The sequence below is a fragment of the Streptomyces sp. DH10 genome (assembly GCF_029813805.1).
Classification (GTDB): Bacteria; Actinomycetota; Actinomycetes; order Streptomycetales; family Streptomycetaceae; genus Streptomyces; species Streptomyces coeruleofuscus.
In genome coordinates, this window is record NZ_JARVKU010000033.1 from 1 (window position 1) to 14,112 (window position 14,112).

Genomic DNA, 14,112 nt, shown 5'->3' on the forward strand with positions numbered 1-14,112 from the left:
ATCAAACTCTCCGTGAATGTTTACCGGTAATCCGGTCGACACCACGAGAGCGGAACAGTCAGGCGGAATAAGCCCGACCGTTCACAGCGTCCTCGCTGTGTTTTTTCAAAGGAACCTCGCCCCAGCTTATGCTGGAGACGGGGTATCAACATATCTGGCGTTGACTTTTGGCACGCTGTTGAGTTCTCAAGGAACGGTCGCTTCCTTTGTACTCACCCTCTCGGGCTTTCCTCCGGGCGCTTCCCTTCGTTGTCCCCAACTCTACCAGGGTTTTTCCGTCTCCCTGACCACCGTCCTGCAGGCATGCAGAAAGTGACCCCGAGATAGGATCTGACAAGTTGGGTGCCGCCAGGCGAGGACACGAGGTTGCGTCGCTCAGCCCCAGGCAGGAGTACGACTGTACACGCGGCCGCGGAACGGGTGCAAATCGATTTACGGTATGGTCTAGACCACTCTGCAGTGCTCACGCGGAACCGGCACTTCAGGTGACATACCCTGCTGAGCAGTGTGCCGTCCCGGTACCGACAGGGACGGCCCATATCGATCTCCACCCCTGGGAGGCTTCCCATGACCACCGTGACGTCCCCACTCGCAGGACGCGCCATCGGACTGGCAGCCGTGCCGGATCCGGTCTTCTCCGGGGCCATGGTCGGCCCGGGCACAGCGATCGACCCCGTACGTGAGCCTTCCGAGGCCGTCTCGCCCGTGGACGGCGTCATCGTCTCCCTGCACCCGCACGCGTTCGTCGTCGTCGACGAGAACGGACACGGCGTGCTCACCCACCTCGGCATCGACACCGTGCAGCTCAATGGCGAGGGTTTCGAGCTGCTCGTGAACAAGGGTGACACCGTCAGGCGCGGTCAGGGCATCGTGCGCTGGAACCCGGCTGCCGTGGAGGCCGCCGGCAAGTCCGCGGTCTGCCCGGTCGTGGCGCTGGAGGCCACGGCCGAAGCGCTCTCCGATCTTCGTGACGACGGCGATGTGAAGGCCGGTGACAGTCTCTTCCTCTGGAAGTGACGTCAGGGCCGTCGTACGGCGGCCAGCAGGAGAACCAACACGGCGGCTGGATCCGCCGCACTATCGGAGACGGGTGAGATGGACACAACGCTGCGAGGCGTCGGCGTGAGCCACGGTGTGGCTATCGGCGAGGTTCGGCACATGGGAACGGCGGTGCTGGAGCCGCCTGCGAAGCAGATCCCTGCGGAGGAGGCGGAGCGTGAACAGGGGCGCGCCCGCAAGGCCGTGGAGGCTGTGGCGGCCGACCTGATGGCACGGGGCAACCTGGCGGGAGGTGAAGCCCAGGCGGTGCTCGAGGCGCAGGCCATGATGGCCCAGGACCCCGAGCTGATAGCAGATGTGGAGCGGCGGATCGCTGTCGGCAGCACGGCCGAACGCGGGGTGTACGACGCGTTCGCCGCGTACCGCGAGCTGCTCGCGGGTGCCGGTGAGTACCTCGCCGGTCGCGTGGCCGACCTCGACGACGTGCGGAACCGTATCGTCGCCCGTCTGCTGGGGGTGCCGATGCCGGGTGTGCCCGACAGCGACGAGCCCTATGTTCTGGTCGCCCGTGACCTCGCGCCTGCCGACACCGCGCTGCTGGACCCGACTCTGGTGCTCGGCTTCGTCACCGAGGAGGGCGGCCCGACCAGCCACAGCGCGATCCTGGCACGGGCGCTCGGGGTGCCGGCCGTGGTCGCGCTGCCGGGTGCCGGTGAGCTCGCCGAAGGCACGATGATCGCCGTCGACGGCAGCACCGGCGAGATCTTCGTGGACCCGAGCGATGAGAAGAAGGCTCAGCTCGAGGCCGCGGCCGCCGAGCGCAGGGCGGCGCTGGCGGCCTCGACGGGTCCGGGTGCCACCGCGGACGGTCACAAGGTGCCGCTGCTCGCGAACGTAGGCGGCCCTGCGGATGTGGCGGCAGCGGTCGAGGCCGGTGCCGAGGGTGTCGGTCTCTTCCGTACGGAGTTCCTCTTCCTGGACGACAGCAAGCAGGCCCCGTCCGAGGAGAAGCAGGTCGCGGCGTACCGGCAGGTGCTTGAGGCGTTCCCCGAGGGACGCGTCGTGGTGCGGGTGCTGGACGCCGGCGCGGACAAGCCGCTCGACTTCCTGACGCCGGCCGACGAGCCGAACCCGGCGCTCGGCGTGCGCGGTCTGCGGACGCTGCTGGATCACCCGGAGGTCTTGCGCACCCAGCTGACGGCGCTGGCCAAGGCCGCGGAAGGGCTGCCGGTCTACCTCGAGGTCATGGCCCCGATGGTCGCGGACCGCACCGACGCCCGGGCCTTCGCGGACGCGTGCCGGGAAGCCGGGCTGCGGGCGAAGTTCGGTGCGATGGTCGAGATCCCGTCGGCGGCGCTGCGGGCGCGCTCGATTCTCCAGGAGGTCGAGTTCCTGTCGCTGGGGACGAACGACCTGGCTCAGTACACCTTCGCCGCCGACCGGCAGGTGGGTGCGGTCTCCCGTCTGCAGGACCCGTGGCAGCCCGCGCTGCTCGACCTGGTGGCGCTGTCCGCCGAGGCGGCGAAGGCCGAGGGCAAGAGCTGTGGCGTCTGTGGTGAGGCCGCGTCCGACCCGCTGCTGGCGTGTGTGCTGGCTGGTCTGGGCGTCACCTCTCTTTCGATGGGCGCGGCGTCGATCCCCTATGTCCGGGCCGCGCTGGCGAAGTACACGCTGGCGCAGTGTGAGCGGGCCGCTGCGGCGGCTCGGGCCTCGGACACCGCCGAGGACGCGCGCAGTGCGGCGCAGGCGGTGTTGTCGGGCGAGTGAGCCGGGCATGGCCTGCCGATGGCTGCCCGGGCGGGGCGCTCCACTGACGTGGGGCGCCCCGCCCGCTTTTCAGTGGTGGTGTCCCTGTGCGGGATTTTCGTCTCCCAGATCGGGCGGCTCGCAGTAATCGACGTTGGATTCGGGGGAGATCAGGTCGCCGGACTCGACGTCGGTGCAGTAGGCGTCGAAGACCTCGCCCGCGGTGAGGGGGTCGAGTCCGTAGGCGCGCAGGCGCCAGCCGTAGACGCGGTCGGGGCTGCCCGGGGCGCTGGCGCGGATGACGAGTCCTCCGGGGCTTTCGGTGGCCAGGCCGAGGGCCAGGACTGTGGTGAACTCGAGGGCTTCGGCCTCGTCCAGTTCGACGGGGCCGCCGGTGTCGGCGACGTGGAAGGCGGCGACGAGGGTCTCGGGTGGTCCGGTGACGCTGCATACGAGATGCCGGTTGCCGGACGGAGCCGTGTCGAGGATGCGGACGAGAAGGTCCGAGGCCCGGGCGAAGGCGGCGCGACCGATGTCCTCGCCGCATGAGGTGCAGGCGCCCAGACGAGCGAGCAGTGTGGCCGCGTACTCCCAGGTGGCCTGTCGCACGGCCTCGTCGACGAGGGCCGGGAGGAGGTCGGCCAGAGGCTGGCCCTCGTACGGAAGGGTCGGGCCTGTGACCGCGAGTCGTGCCGTGAAGCGTGTGCGGCTCGACGGGTTGTCGGGGTCGAGGCCCTTTTGTGTGCAGAACTCGGCGTACTCCTCGGGATCGAAGAGGGCCACCGTGGTGTGGCTGCCTTGTAGCGCCCGCGTCCTGAGGAGGCCTTCCACGTGCTTGAGGTAGGCCGCGTGGTCGTCGAAGGTGAAGCTGCGGTAGCGCCGCATGGCCCGGAAGTCGTGCTCGTCGGTGAGCAGGCCGAAGGTGCCGGCGATTTCGCGGTGAAGGACCCGTCGCATGGTCCGGCTGTCGGTGTGCGTCATTGTTCCCCCTGTGCACGGTCGATCAATGCTCACTCACAGTAATCGGCGGCACTGACAACGGGGGCTGGGCAGGGGGTTCGCACCCTCGGACTCACCGTCGTCTCCGGTGAGTCCGAGGGTGGTGCCGGTCAGGCGCGTTTGCGGGCCAGGTCCTCGTAGAAGCTCAGCAGGTCGAGGTTGTCGATGGAGCCCGGGTTGACCGCCTTCTCCAGCGGGGTGCCCTGGAGGAGGCGTTTCACCGGGACCTCGATGCGTTTGCCGGTCAGGGTGTGGGGGACGCCGGGTACTTCGATGATCTCGTCGGGGACGTGGCGCGGTGACAGCTGTTCGCGGATGGTCTGCTTGATGCGGTTCAGCAGGGTCTCGTCGAGGACGGCCCCGGGGGCCAGGTGCACGAAGAGGGGCATCCAGTAGCCGCCGTCGGGCTGTTCGATGCCGATGACGAGGGATTCCCTGATCTCGGGGAGGCGTTCCACGGCCTCGTAGATGTCGGCGGATCCCATGCGCACGCCCTGGCGGTTGAGCGTGGAGTCGGAGCGGCCGTGGATGACGACGGATCCACGGGAGGTGACGGTGATCCAGTCGCCGTGCCGCCATACGCCGGGGTACGTGTCGAAATAGCTGTCGTGGTAGCGGCTGCCGTCGGGGTCGTTCCAGAAGTGGATGGGCATCGACGGCATGGGGTTGGTGACCACGAGCTCGCCGACCTCGTCGACCAGGGGGGTGCCGTCCGGGTCCCAGGACTGGAGGTCGGTGCCGAGGCAGGGGGCCTGGAGTTCGCCGACGTGGACCGGGAGGGTCGGTACGGCCCCGGCGAAGCAGGAGCACACGTCCGTGCCGCCGCTGACGGAGGCGATCCACAGGTTGTCGCGCACCTCGTCGTGGAGCCAGCGGAAGCCGTCGGGGGGCAGGGGCGAGCCCGTGGTGGCGACGCACTGGACGGAGGAGAGGTCGAAGTCGCGGGACGGGTGTACGCCCGCCTTGCGGCAGGCCATGACGTAGGCGGCCGACGTTCCGTAGAGGGTGGCCGCGGTGCGTTCGGCGATGCGCCACTGTGCGCCGGTGTCCGGGTAGCCGGGGCTGCCGTCGTAGAGGACGATCGTGGTGCCGGTGAGCAGGCCGGAGACGAGGAAGTTCCACATCATCCAGCCGGTCGACGTGTACCAGAAGAAGCGGTCCTCGGGGCCCAGGTCGCAGTGCAGGCCGAGTTGCTTGAGGTGCTCGACCAGGATGCCGCCCTGGGACTGGACGATGGCCTTGGGCAGGCCGGTCGTGCCGGAGGAGTAGAGCACCCACAGGGGGTGGTCGAAGGGCACCTGCTCGAAGACGGGGTCCGTGTCGGCGGCGGTGAGGGCCGACCAGTCCAGGGCGCCCTCGGGTGCCTCGGTGCCGAGGAGGGGGATGTGGACGACGGCGCGCAGGGTGGGCAGTTCGCGCCGTAGTTCGGCGACGACCTCGCGCCGGTCGTGCTCCTTGCCGCCGTAGCGGTAGCCGTCGACCGTGAACAGCAGGACGGGTTCGACCTGCTGGAAGCGGTCGAGGACGCTGCGGGCGCCGAAATCGGGCGCGCAGGACGTCCAGACGGCGCCCACGGCGGCTGTGGCGAGGAGGGCGATTACGGCCTGCGGGACGTTGGGGAGATAGCCGCTGACTCGGTCTCCGGGGCGGACGCCGAGGGCGCGCAGTTCGGCCGCCAGGGAGCCGACCTGGCGGCGTAGCTCGGCCCAGGTGACGGGGCTCGGTTCGTGCGTCTCGTCGACGTACAGGAGGGCCGGTTCGTCAGCGCGGGTGCCGGCCGCGCGGAGGGCGTGTTCGGCGTAGTTGAGGGTCGCCCCGGGGAACCACTGGGCGCCCGGCATCGAACGGTCGCCGAGCACGCGCGCGTAGGGCGTCGAGAAGCGGACGTCGAACCACTCCGTGACGGCTTTCCAGAAGGTGTCCAGCTCGTCGACGGACCAGCGCTGGAGGGCCGCGTAACCGCCCTCGGCGGGGGCGCCGTGGTGCTCGGCTGCCCAGGCCTGGAACCTCGTGATCCGTGCCCGGGCGATGCGCTCGGGGTCTGGCTGCCATAGCGGCTGAGGACTAGCGGTCGACATGGTCGGCTCCCGGACTGTGCGCGTCGTGTGCGTCCTCCGCGCACGGGCTGGGGTGTGCGCGTGACGCGGCTGGCACGGACAATGCCATGTGATCGACTTCGACACCAGGGTGCGCCCCACATAGTCCGTGTCGTGAAGATGTGGTCGTGGCACGGGTGAACGGCAGTTGAACGACACGCCCGTTTGGGGCGGTCAATGGCAGGGTGAGCAGCATGAACGGTCGTGACCTGGTGCGTTCGGTGAAAGCGGTGGGTTCGGTGGGCGCGGCGCAGGGTGTGCGTACCGTACGAGCAGCGTGGCGCAGGCGACGGGCCGACGCCACCGGGCTGCCGGCCCGAGGGGCGGAGCGTGCGCGGGTGCCCGGGGCCGTGCAGGAGGTGGAGCCGGGGCCGGGGGGCGGTGTCGTCCGGTTCAGCCGGTCGGAGCTACGCATTCTGGTCGCCGTGAACGGAGCCGTCTTCTGGGGCTGGGACGGGGCGGAGCCCGAGCCGTCGTACGCGCTGGCGGGCCGGTGTCCGGAAGCCGATCCCCGGGCGGTGCTGGAGCCGGACAAGGACGGCGGCTGGCGGGTGGTGGCCGAGCGGGTGACGGTCGTCGTGTCGCGGCATGGCGCGGTGGAGGTGCGCACCCCCGGTGGCGTGACTCTGCGCCGTGATCTGCCGCCGCGGTGGTGGGAGCCGGTCGGCGGCGGCCCGGCGCGGTGGATGCAGCGGTCGGAGGTGGCCGCCGACGCGCGGTTCTTCGGGCTCGGTGGTCGTGCTTCGGGTCCTCGGTTGCCGGATGGGAGGTACCGCCTGTGGAACACCGACCCCGGTTACGCCTTCGCGCCCGGTGACGACCCGCTGTACATCACGATGCCGGTGCAGATGGTGGTGTCCGACGGCGGTACGCATCTGGTGTTCCACGACAGTTCGTGGGACGGCACGGTGACGCTCCTGGAGGGCGAGGAGGGTGAGGGTTCCGGGCACGACCGGGCCGGGACGAGCGAGTTGCGGATGGACGGCGGTCCCCTGCGGTGCTGGGTGATGGTGGGCACCCCCGCGCGCGTGCTGCTCGCCTGGGCTTCGCTCACCGGCGCGCCCGCCCTGCCGCCCGCGTGGGCGCTCGGGCATCACCACGCGCGGTGGGGGTTCGGCAGCGAGCAGGAGGTGCGGCGGATCGTCGCGGGTTACCTGGAGCACGGTCTGCCGCTCGACGCCGTGCACCTGGACATCGACCATCTCGACGAGCATCAGGTGTTCACCGTCGACCAGGACCGCTTCCCGAAGCTGCCCGTTCTGGCCGAGGAACTCCGGCGGGACGGCATCCGGCTGGTGTCGATCGTCGATCCGGGCGTGAAGGCCCTGCCCGGCAATGCCGTGTACGACGGTGGGACGGCCGGGGACGCCTTCGTGAGGGACGCCTCGGGGCAGGTCGTGCAGGGTGTCGTGTGGCCCGGGGAGGCGGTGTTTCCCGATTTCACGCACGCGCACGTGCGTGACTGGTGGGGCGGCCTCTATGAGGAGCGGCTCGCGCAGGGGTTCTCGGGGTTCTGGCACGACATGAACGAGCCCACGTCATTCGCCGCCTTCGGGGAGTCGACGCTGCCGCGTTCGGCGCGGCACTCCTTGGAGGGGCGGGGCGGTGACCACCGTGAGGCGCACAACGTGTACGCGCTGTGCATGGCCAGGGCGGGCTTCGAGGGGTTGCGGAGACTCGCGCCCGAGGAGAGGCCGTTCCTGTTCTCCCGCTCCGGGTGGGCCGGCATGCAGCGCTACGGCGGGACCTGGTCGGGGGACGTCGCCACCGGCTGGCCGGGACTGCGGGCTTCCCTGGCACTGGTGATGGGGCTCGGGCTGTGCGGCGTTCCGTACTCGGGGCCGGACATCGGAGGCTTCGACGGGGATCCCTCCCCCGAGCTGTATCTGCGGTGGTTCCAGCTGGGCGCGTACCTGCCGCTGTTCCGTACGCACGCGAGTCTGCGGGCGGGGCGCAGGGAGCCGTGGGAGTTCGGTGCCGAGGTGCTGGAGCACGCGCGCGTGGCGCTCGTCGAACGCCGTCGGCTGCTGCCGTACTTCGTGACGCTGGCGCATCTGGCGCGGCGTACGGGAGCGCCCTATGTGCGGCCTCTGTGGTGGGCGGCGCCGGAGGAGCGGGCGCTGCGTGACTGCGGGGACGCCTTTCTGCTGGGCGACAGCCTGCTGGTGGCGCCGGTGCTCGACCCGGGCGCCGACCGGCGGGCCGTGCAGCTGCCGCGTGGGCGCTGGTACGACACGGTGACGGAGCAGGCGTACGAGGGGCCGGCGCAGGTGCTCGTCGACGCGCCTGTGTCGCGGATCCCGGTGTTCGCACGCGCGGGTGCGGTGCTCCCCGTGCGCGGGGAGGACGGCGGGCTGGAGCTGGAGGTGTGGGCGCCCGCCCGGGGACGGACCGGGGGCGGACTGGTCGTGCCGGACGGGGGCGAGGGGTGGGACGAGCCGGAGATCGAGCGCTACACCGCTCGGTGGATGGGCTCGCGTGTGGTCGTCGAGCGGGAGGGTGAGGACGGCGGGGGCGAGCCGTCCCACCCGGTGCGCGTCCGCGGGGCCGGGGAGCGCTGAGCTCAGATGTAGCGGCCCTCGAACCAGGCCCGTACGGCCACGGTGTGCAGGGGGAAGGCGAGTTCCTCCGCCCTGCGCAGGAGGTGCCAGCCCTCCGTCTCGTCCGTGGTGGCGGAGGGCGGCAGGCCCTCGACAGGGCGTTCCGGGAGGAGACCGAACAGCAGCAGGTGTCCGTCGGGCGAGCTCATGGCGTCGACGAGACGTACGTCGCGGCCGGCCGCGTCGATGCCGGTTTCCTCCTTGAGTTCGCGTACGACGGCGTGCCGCCAGTCCTCCCGGTCGTCGATGTAGCCGCCGGGCAGGGCCGTGCCCCCGCGCGCGGGAGCGACGGTTCGGGTGATGACGACCAGGGCGGTGCCCTTGGTGTCGTACACGGGCTGGAGGGCCACCGCGACCGGGAGCGGATTGCGGTAGGCCACGCTGCCGCACGCCGGGCAGGTGCGGGGCCAGCCGGAGACGCCCTCTCCGTAGGGCGCGCCGCAGCTCGAACAGTGGGAGTTCGGCGCGGGGTTGGAACTGGAGTGCTGAGTTTCGGACACGCGGCGGACTGTAGCCGATCACGGAGAGGGCGTCTCGGCCGGGTGAGACGCAGATCGGCTGTGCGCAGCCGTCGATGCGTTCGCCGACGAAGTTGTAGGTCCCACCGGGGAGGGATGCCCAAATCCGGAGGGCCGTGGCAGACTTCTGACGTTCCGTCAGATCCGGTCTGCGGGGAGGCAGTGTGTCGCGTACACGAACGCCTGTGGTGGCGGGGTGGTTCGCCGGGGAGGGGGACGGTTTCCGGCTGCTCGGCACGCGTTGCGCGGCGTGCGCCGCGGTCTTCTTCCCCCGTGAGGACCATCACTGCCGCAACCCGGTTTGCGGGGGCGGGGAGTTGGCGGAGATCCCGCTGTCGCGGCGTGGCCGCGTCTGGTCGTACACGGACAGCCGGTATCGGCCGCCGTCACCCTATGTGAGCGATCCGGAACTCTCGTGGGAGCCGTACGCGTTGATCGCTGTGGAGCTGGAGGCCGAGCGGATCGTGGTGCTGGGACAAGCGGCTCCCGGGGTCACCGTCGAGGATCTGACGGTGGGCATGGAGGTGGAGGTCGTGCCCGGCGTGCTCCATGAGGACGCGGAAACGACCTGGACGACGTGGCACTGGCGGCCGACGGGGGTGAAGGCGTGATGGGCGAGGTGGCGGTGCTGGGCGTGGGCATGCACCCCTGGGGCAAGTGGGGTCGGAACTTCGTCGAGTACGGCGTCGCGGCCGCCCGCGCGGCGCTCACCGACGCCGGGCTGGACTGGCGGGACATCGGCTCGGTCGTCGGCGCGGACACGGTCCGTGGCGGCTATCCCGGATATGTCGCCGGAGCGACGTTCGCGAAAGCACTGGGATGGCAAGGGGCCCGGGTCACGAGCGTGTACGCGGCGTGCGCGTCCGGGGCCCAGGCCGTGGACGCCGCGCGGGCCCAGATCCTCTCCGGGCTCGCCGATGTGGTGCTCGTGGTGGGAGCCGACGCCGCTCCCAAGGGATTCTTCCGTCCTGCGGGCGGGGACCGGGCCGGCGATCCCGACTGGCTGCGGTTCCGGGTCCTCGGGGCGACCAACCCCGTGTACTTCGGGCTCTACGCCCGCAGGCGCATGGCCGTGCACGGCGACACCCCGGACGACTTCGCACGGGTGAAGGTGAAGAACGCGGCGATGGGAGCGCTGAACCCCAACGCGCGCTACCGGAAGCGGGTCACCGCCGAGGAGGTCGCCGCCTCCGCCGTCGTCGCCGATCCGCTGCGGCTGCTGGACATCTGCGCGACCTCCGACGGCGGCGCGGCGCTGGTGCTCTCCAGTCTGGAGTTCGCGCGGCGGCACGGGCATGCGGATCCGGTGCGGATCCGGGCCGTGTCGACGGTGACGCCGCGATACCCGAACACGGTTCTGGACCTGCCGGACATCGCCACGGACTCCGCGGTGGCGGTCGATCCGCCCGCTGAGACGTTCCGGGTGTCCATCGCCCGAGCGGCCTACGAGGAGGCGGGAGCCGGGCCGGAGGACCTGTCGCTGGCCGAGGTCTACGACCTGTCCACGGCGCTCGAGTTGCAGTGGTACGAGGACCTGGGGCTGTGCGGTGAGGGCGAGGGCGTGAAGCTGCTGCGGGACGGGGCTACGGCCCTGGGCGGGCGAATACCGGTGAACGCCAGTGGTGGGCTGGCCTCCTTCGGCGAGGCGGTTCCCGCGCAGGCGATAGCCCAGGTGTGTGAGCTGGCCTGGCAGCTGCGGGGCGAGGCAGGTGACCGGCAGGTCGCGGAAGCCCGCGTGGGCATCAGTGCGAACCAGGGGTTGTTCGGGCATGGGTCGGCTGTGATCGCGGTGCGCTGAGCCGAGGTGTCGGACGCGGCAGGGAGCCGTGCCGGACATGGCACGAGACGGTGCCAGGACAGGTACGGATCCGTGGCGGCGCGGGCGCGGTCGGCCTCTGCATACGCTGTGTGACCGCTTAGGAATCCTGCGTGAACGTCTCATGAACTGCGCTTGGGCATGCGCCCGCGGAGTTCATCATGCTCCCGTGCACTCCTGGACGGACACTCTCCGCTTCGCCTTCCAACCGGTGGTCAATCTTACGACCGGCACGGTCGCTGGACTGGAGATACTCGCCCGCCCGGAGACCGGCGACATCCTGGCGGAGGCCCGCCGGGACCCCGAGCTCGACAGCCGGCTGGCGGTGTCGGCGGTCCGGGCGGCGGTGCGCAAGGAGACCCTGCTGCCGCTGTTCGTCAACGTGTTCGCCGGCACCCTCGCCGACCTCGGCGGGCTGCCTTCGCTGCACGACGCCGTGCGCGAGGCGGGGCGGCTTCCGTGGGAGGTGACGATCGACGTCTGCCCGCCGTACACACACGTGCCGCAGCGGGCCCTGCTGGAGGCGGTGTCCAGGCTGCGCGGGCAGGGCTTCCGGATCTGCGCGGACGGTGTCGGGGACGGGGACGTGCCCTTGCGGCTCCTCTCGGACGTCACGCCAGACCTGGTGAAGCTGGACGCGTCGCTGCTGGCGCGGCCGGCGGTGGTGCGGTCGATGCGGACGCTGTGCGACGAGTTGGGGGCCCTCCTGGCCGTCGAGGGCGTGGAAACCGAGGGGCAGTGCGCGGCGGCGGTGGCGGCCGGGGCACAGCTGGCGCAGGGCGAACTGTTCGCCCCGCCCGCCCGGCTGCCCGCCGCGGACGTCTACGTGCCGCCCCGCTCCCCCGGTGATGTGGCCGTGCCGCGGTCCGGGCCGTCGGTACGGGAGTTCGTGCGACCCGCCGCGCTGCTGCCCGCCACGGCGTCCGCGGGGCAGGTGCGGGCGCTGCTGACCGGGTCACCGGACGTGTCCGGGGTGCTGCTCGTGGACACCGCCGGAGTGCCGGTCCGGTCGGTGCACCGGTCCCGCTTCCTGCTGTCGATGTCGGGGCGCTACGGGCACGCCCTGTACGCCGACCGGCCCGCGGCCAAGCTCGGTGACCCACCGCGGACGGTGGGCGTCGACGCCACCGCCTGGGAGGTGCTGGACGTCGTGGCGGTCGGCGGACGGGACCGTACGTCGGACGATGTCGCCGTCGTGGACGAGTACGGGCGGTGCGTGGGCGTCGTACGGCTCGCGGATCTCGTGCGCGCACTGGCCGAGACGCGGGTGGAGGAGGCGGCGGGACTCAATCCGCTGACGCGTCTGCCCGGCTCGGACGCGATCACCGTTGAGGTTGACCGGCGGATCGCGTCCGGGCGGGTGTTCGCCCTGAGCTGGCTGGACGTCGACCACTTCAAGCAGGTCAACGACGGGGCCGGGTTCGCGGCGGGCGACGAGCTGATCCGGGCGGTGGGGCGTGCGTTGCAGCAGGCCGCGACGGACGGCACCCGCGTCGGCCATATCGGGGGCGACGACTTCCTGGTGCTCGCCGAACCGGAGGGCCTCGATCCGCTGGCCGCCTCCGTGCTGGACGCCCCGTGGTCGGCGGGCGGTCGGCCGGTCACCCTGTCGCTCGCCACGGTGGTATGCGCGCCGGGCAGCGTGAGCGACCACCGGCAGGCGGCGGCCTTCCTGGCGCCACTCAAGAAGGCGGCGAAGGCGTTGCACGGAGCCAGTTGGGTGCTGGGCCGAGCGGGCATGCCCGGGCACGAGACCCGCCGCGGGGCCGAGGCGACGCCGGCCCCGGCGCCGTGTGGGGTGGTGGCGGAGCCGGGTGGGGGATGAGAGCGACGTACAGGGCTCCTGGGGCGGGCTGAGACCGTCCGGGGGGTGGGCGGGCAGGGGCAGCGTCCATACGGGCGCCGACGGGGCTTGTGGCGCTGTCGGAGGCGGGCGCCCGGGCACCGCTGCAGGCCGGCCCGGCAGGCCCTGTACGGGGCCAGGACCGGGGCGCCACCCGTCCGGTTGAGAGACCGCCAGGTCAGGTGGATGCTGGTGGCTAACAAGCGAGGAGTCAGATGCGCTGGGCGCTCGCCCACGGCGGAGTCCAGCGGAGGCCGGACGACACCACCAGCAAGGCTCGCGCGGCTCACCGAGGCCCGCGCAGGCCCCGACCAGATCTGAACAACGACCCGACCGGGCGCCGCCAGGGCCGTGCAACCGGCCACCCGGCCCGGCAGACCCGGCCGACGTCACATGGCCGTCAACCGTTGCGGTCGGCGACCTTGACGCCCCCTGGGTGCCGGTGAACACTTCCGGTGTCAGTCGACATCGCCGTACATACTCGGCGTATCCGGCACTGCGGCGCGCGGGCGCGCCTGCGCCAAGGTCCTTTCCCTCACGGGCGATTCGGCTGCGACGGCACGCTCGTCACGGATGCCGGGCGGGGCGCGGGATCTCCTGCCTCCGGCTGAAGTAGCCATGGGAAACGCACCCTGCACGTGAGGACCGGGGCGGATCGTCCCCGGGCCTGGCCTAGGAGCCGCCATGAGCAACGTAGACATCTTCTTCGGCGAGATGATCGGTACGGCGATCCTGATCCTGTTCGGCGCCGGTGTGTGCGCCGCCGTCACCCTCAGGTTCTCCAAAGCCCGGGCCGCCGGGTGGGTGGTGATCGCGTTCGGCTGGGGCTTCGGCGTGCTGGCCGGCGCGTACACCGCCGCTCCCCTCTCCGGAGGGCACCTGAACCCGGCCGTCACCTTCGGCATCGCCGTCGACACCGGCGTGTGGGACAAGGTCTGGATCTACGTGCTGGGGCAGATGGCAGGCGCCATGATCGGTGCCGTCCTGGCCTACCTCGTGTACTTCGCCCAGTTCCAGGCCAACGTGCGGCAGACGGGCACCACGGAGGGCACGCTGGACGAACCGGTTCCGACGCTGGGCATCTTCTCCACGATCCCCGAGATCCGGAACCCGGTGGCCAACCTGGTCACGGAGATCCTCGCCACCATCGCCCTCGTGCTGCCCCTCCTCGCCCTGGTCGGTAACAACAGGCACGTCGAGGGCATCGGCATCGGGCTGGTCCCAGGCGCCGAGGGCATCTACGGGTCCGGCATCGCGATCCTCCTGGTGGCGCTCCTGGTCGTCGGCATCGGCCTGTCCCTGGGTGGCCCCACGGGCTATGCCATCAACCCGGCGCGTGACCTCGGCCCGCGCATCATCCACTCCGTCCTGCCGATTCCGAACAAGGGAGCGTCCGACTGGGGCTACTCGTGGATCCCGGTCGTCGGACCGCTGATCGGCGGAGTGCTGGGTGGCCTCATCTACAACGCAGCCTTCTGAACCAGCCCAAGGGGTA

General features: G+C 71.0%; 10 protein-coding genes. 7 read left to right on the forward strand and 3 right to left on the reverse strand.

The features are described from left to right. Positions 1-567: 567 nt before the first annotated feature. Both QC385_RS40200 and ptsP read left to right on the forward strand, forming a co-directional pair. On the forward strand, positions 568-1,017 hold the full coding sequence (locus QC385_RS40200) for a PTS sugar transporter subunit IIA (RefSeq protein ID WP_086850436.1): 450 nt from the start codon (positions 568-570) through the stop codon (positions 1,015-1,017). Positions 1,018-1,095: 78 nt separating this feature from the next. Next, the gene (gene ptsP, locus QC385_RS40205; protein WP_279546367.1) at positions 1,096-2,766 is read left to right on the forward strand and encodes a phosphoenolpyruvate--protein phosphotransferase; all 1,671 of its coding nucleotides are present in this window, start codon (positions 1,096-1,098) and stop codon (positions 2,764-2,766) included. Between the two features lie 69 nt (positions 2,767-2,835). Here the strand turns inward: ptsP and QC385_RS40210 are convergent, their stop codons facing one another. Further along, positions 2,836-3,726, reverse strand: coding sequence for a hypothetical protein (locus QC385_RS40210; RefSeq protein ID WP_279546368.1), 891 nt, complete (start codon positions 3,724-3,726; stop codon positions 2,836-2,838). 128 nt (positions 3,727-3,854) lie between these two features. Beyond that, positions 3,855-5,822, reverse strand: coding sequence for an acetoacetate--CoA ligase (locus tag QC385_RS40215; RefSeq protein ID WP_279546369.1), 1,968 nt, complete (start codon positions 5,820-5,822; stop codon positions 3,855-3,857). A 212-nt stretch (positions 5,823-6,034) separates the two neighbouring features. Here QC385_RS40215 and QC385_RS40220 point away from each other — a divergent pair, with 212 nt between their 5' ends. After that, positions 6,035-8,401, forward strand: a complete 2,367-nt coding sequence (locus QC385_RS40220; protein ID WP_279546371.1) for a glycoside hydrolase family 31 protein — start codon at positions 6,035-6,037, stop codon at positions 8,399-8,401. Positions 8,402-8,403: 2 nt separating this feature from the next. Here the strand turns inward: QC385_RS40220 and QC385_RS40225 are convergent, their stop codons facing one another. After that, complete coding sequence (locus tag QC385_RS40225; protein ID WP_150479695.1) at positions 8,404-8,940, reverse strand: NUDIX domain-containing protein; 537 nt, start codon at positions 8,938-8,940, stop codon at positions 8,404-8,406. A 203-nt stretch (positions 8,941-9,143) separates the two neighbouring features. Between QC385_RS40225 and QC385_RS40230 the strand changes: the two genes are divergently transcribed. The 4 genes from QC385_RS40230 to QC385_RS40245 all read left to right on the forward strand — a co-directional run bounded on the left by QC385_RS40230 (position 9,144) and on the right by QC385_RS40245 (position 14,096). Further along, a complete protein-coding gene (locus QC385_RS40230) occupies positions 9,144-9,569 on the forward strand; it encodes a Zn-ribbon domain-containing OB-fold protein (RefSeq protein ID WP_279546420.1) in 426 nt (141 codons plus the stop codon). Continuing rightward, positions 9,566-10,756, forward strand: a complete 1,191-nt coding sequence (locus QC385_RS40235) for a lipid-transfer protein (RefSeq protein ID WP_279546421.1) — start codon at positions 9,566-9,568, stop codon at positions 10,754-10,756. Before QC385_RS40230 ends, QC385_RS40235 begins: the two co-directional genes overlap by 4 nt. Positions 10,757-10,943: 187 nt before the next feature. Next, on the forward strand, positions 10,944-12,599 hold the full coding sequence (locus QC385_RS40240) for a GGDEF domain-containing protein (RefSeq protein WP_279546372.1): 1,656 nt from the start codon (positions 10,944-10,946) through the stop codon (positions 12,597-12,599). Between the two features lie 702 nt (positions 12,600-13,301). After that, positions 13,302-14,096: an MIP/aquaporin family protein gene (locus QC385_RS40245; RefSeq protein WP_279546373.1), complete on the forward strand. Its 795-nt coding sequence runs from the start codon at positions 13,302-13,304 to the stop codon at positions 14,094-14,096. Positions 14,097-14,112: the final 16 nt, after the last annotated feature.

Coding starts and splice junctions, on each gene's coding strand:
- QC385_RS40200 (WP_086850436.1), top strand. CDS start 568: ATGACCACCGTGACGTCCCCACTCGCAGGACGCGCCATCGGACTGGCA.
- ptsP (WP_279546367.1), top strand. CDS start 1,096: ATGGACACAACGCTGCGAGGCGTCGGCGTGAGCCACGGTGTGGCTATC.
- QC385_RS40210 (WP_279546368.1), bottom strand. CDS start 3,726: ATGACGCACACCGACAGCCGGACCATGCGACGGGTCCTTCACCGCGAA.
- QC385_RS40215 (WP_279546369.1), bottom strand. CDS start 5,822: ATGTCGACCGCTAGTCCTCAGCCGCTATGGCAGCCAGACCCCGAGCGC.
- QC385_RS40220 (WP_279546371.1), top strand. CDS start 6,035: ATGAACGGTCGTGACCTGGTGCGTTCGGTGAAAGCGGTGGGTTCGGTG.
- QC385_RS40245 (WP_279546373.1), top strand. CDS start 13,302: ATGAGCAACGTAGACATCTTCTTCGGCGAGATGATCGGTACGGCGATC.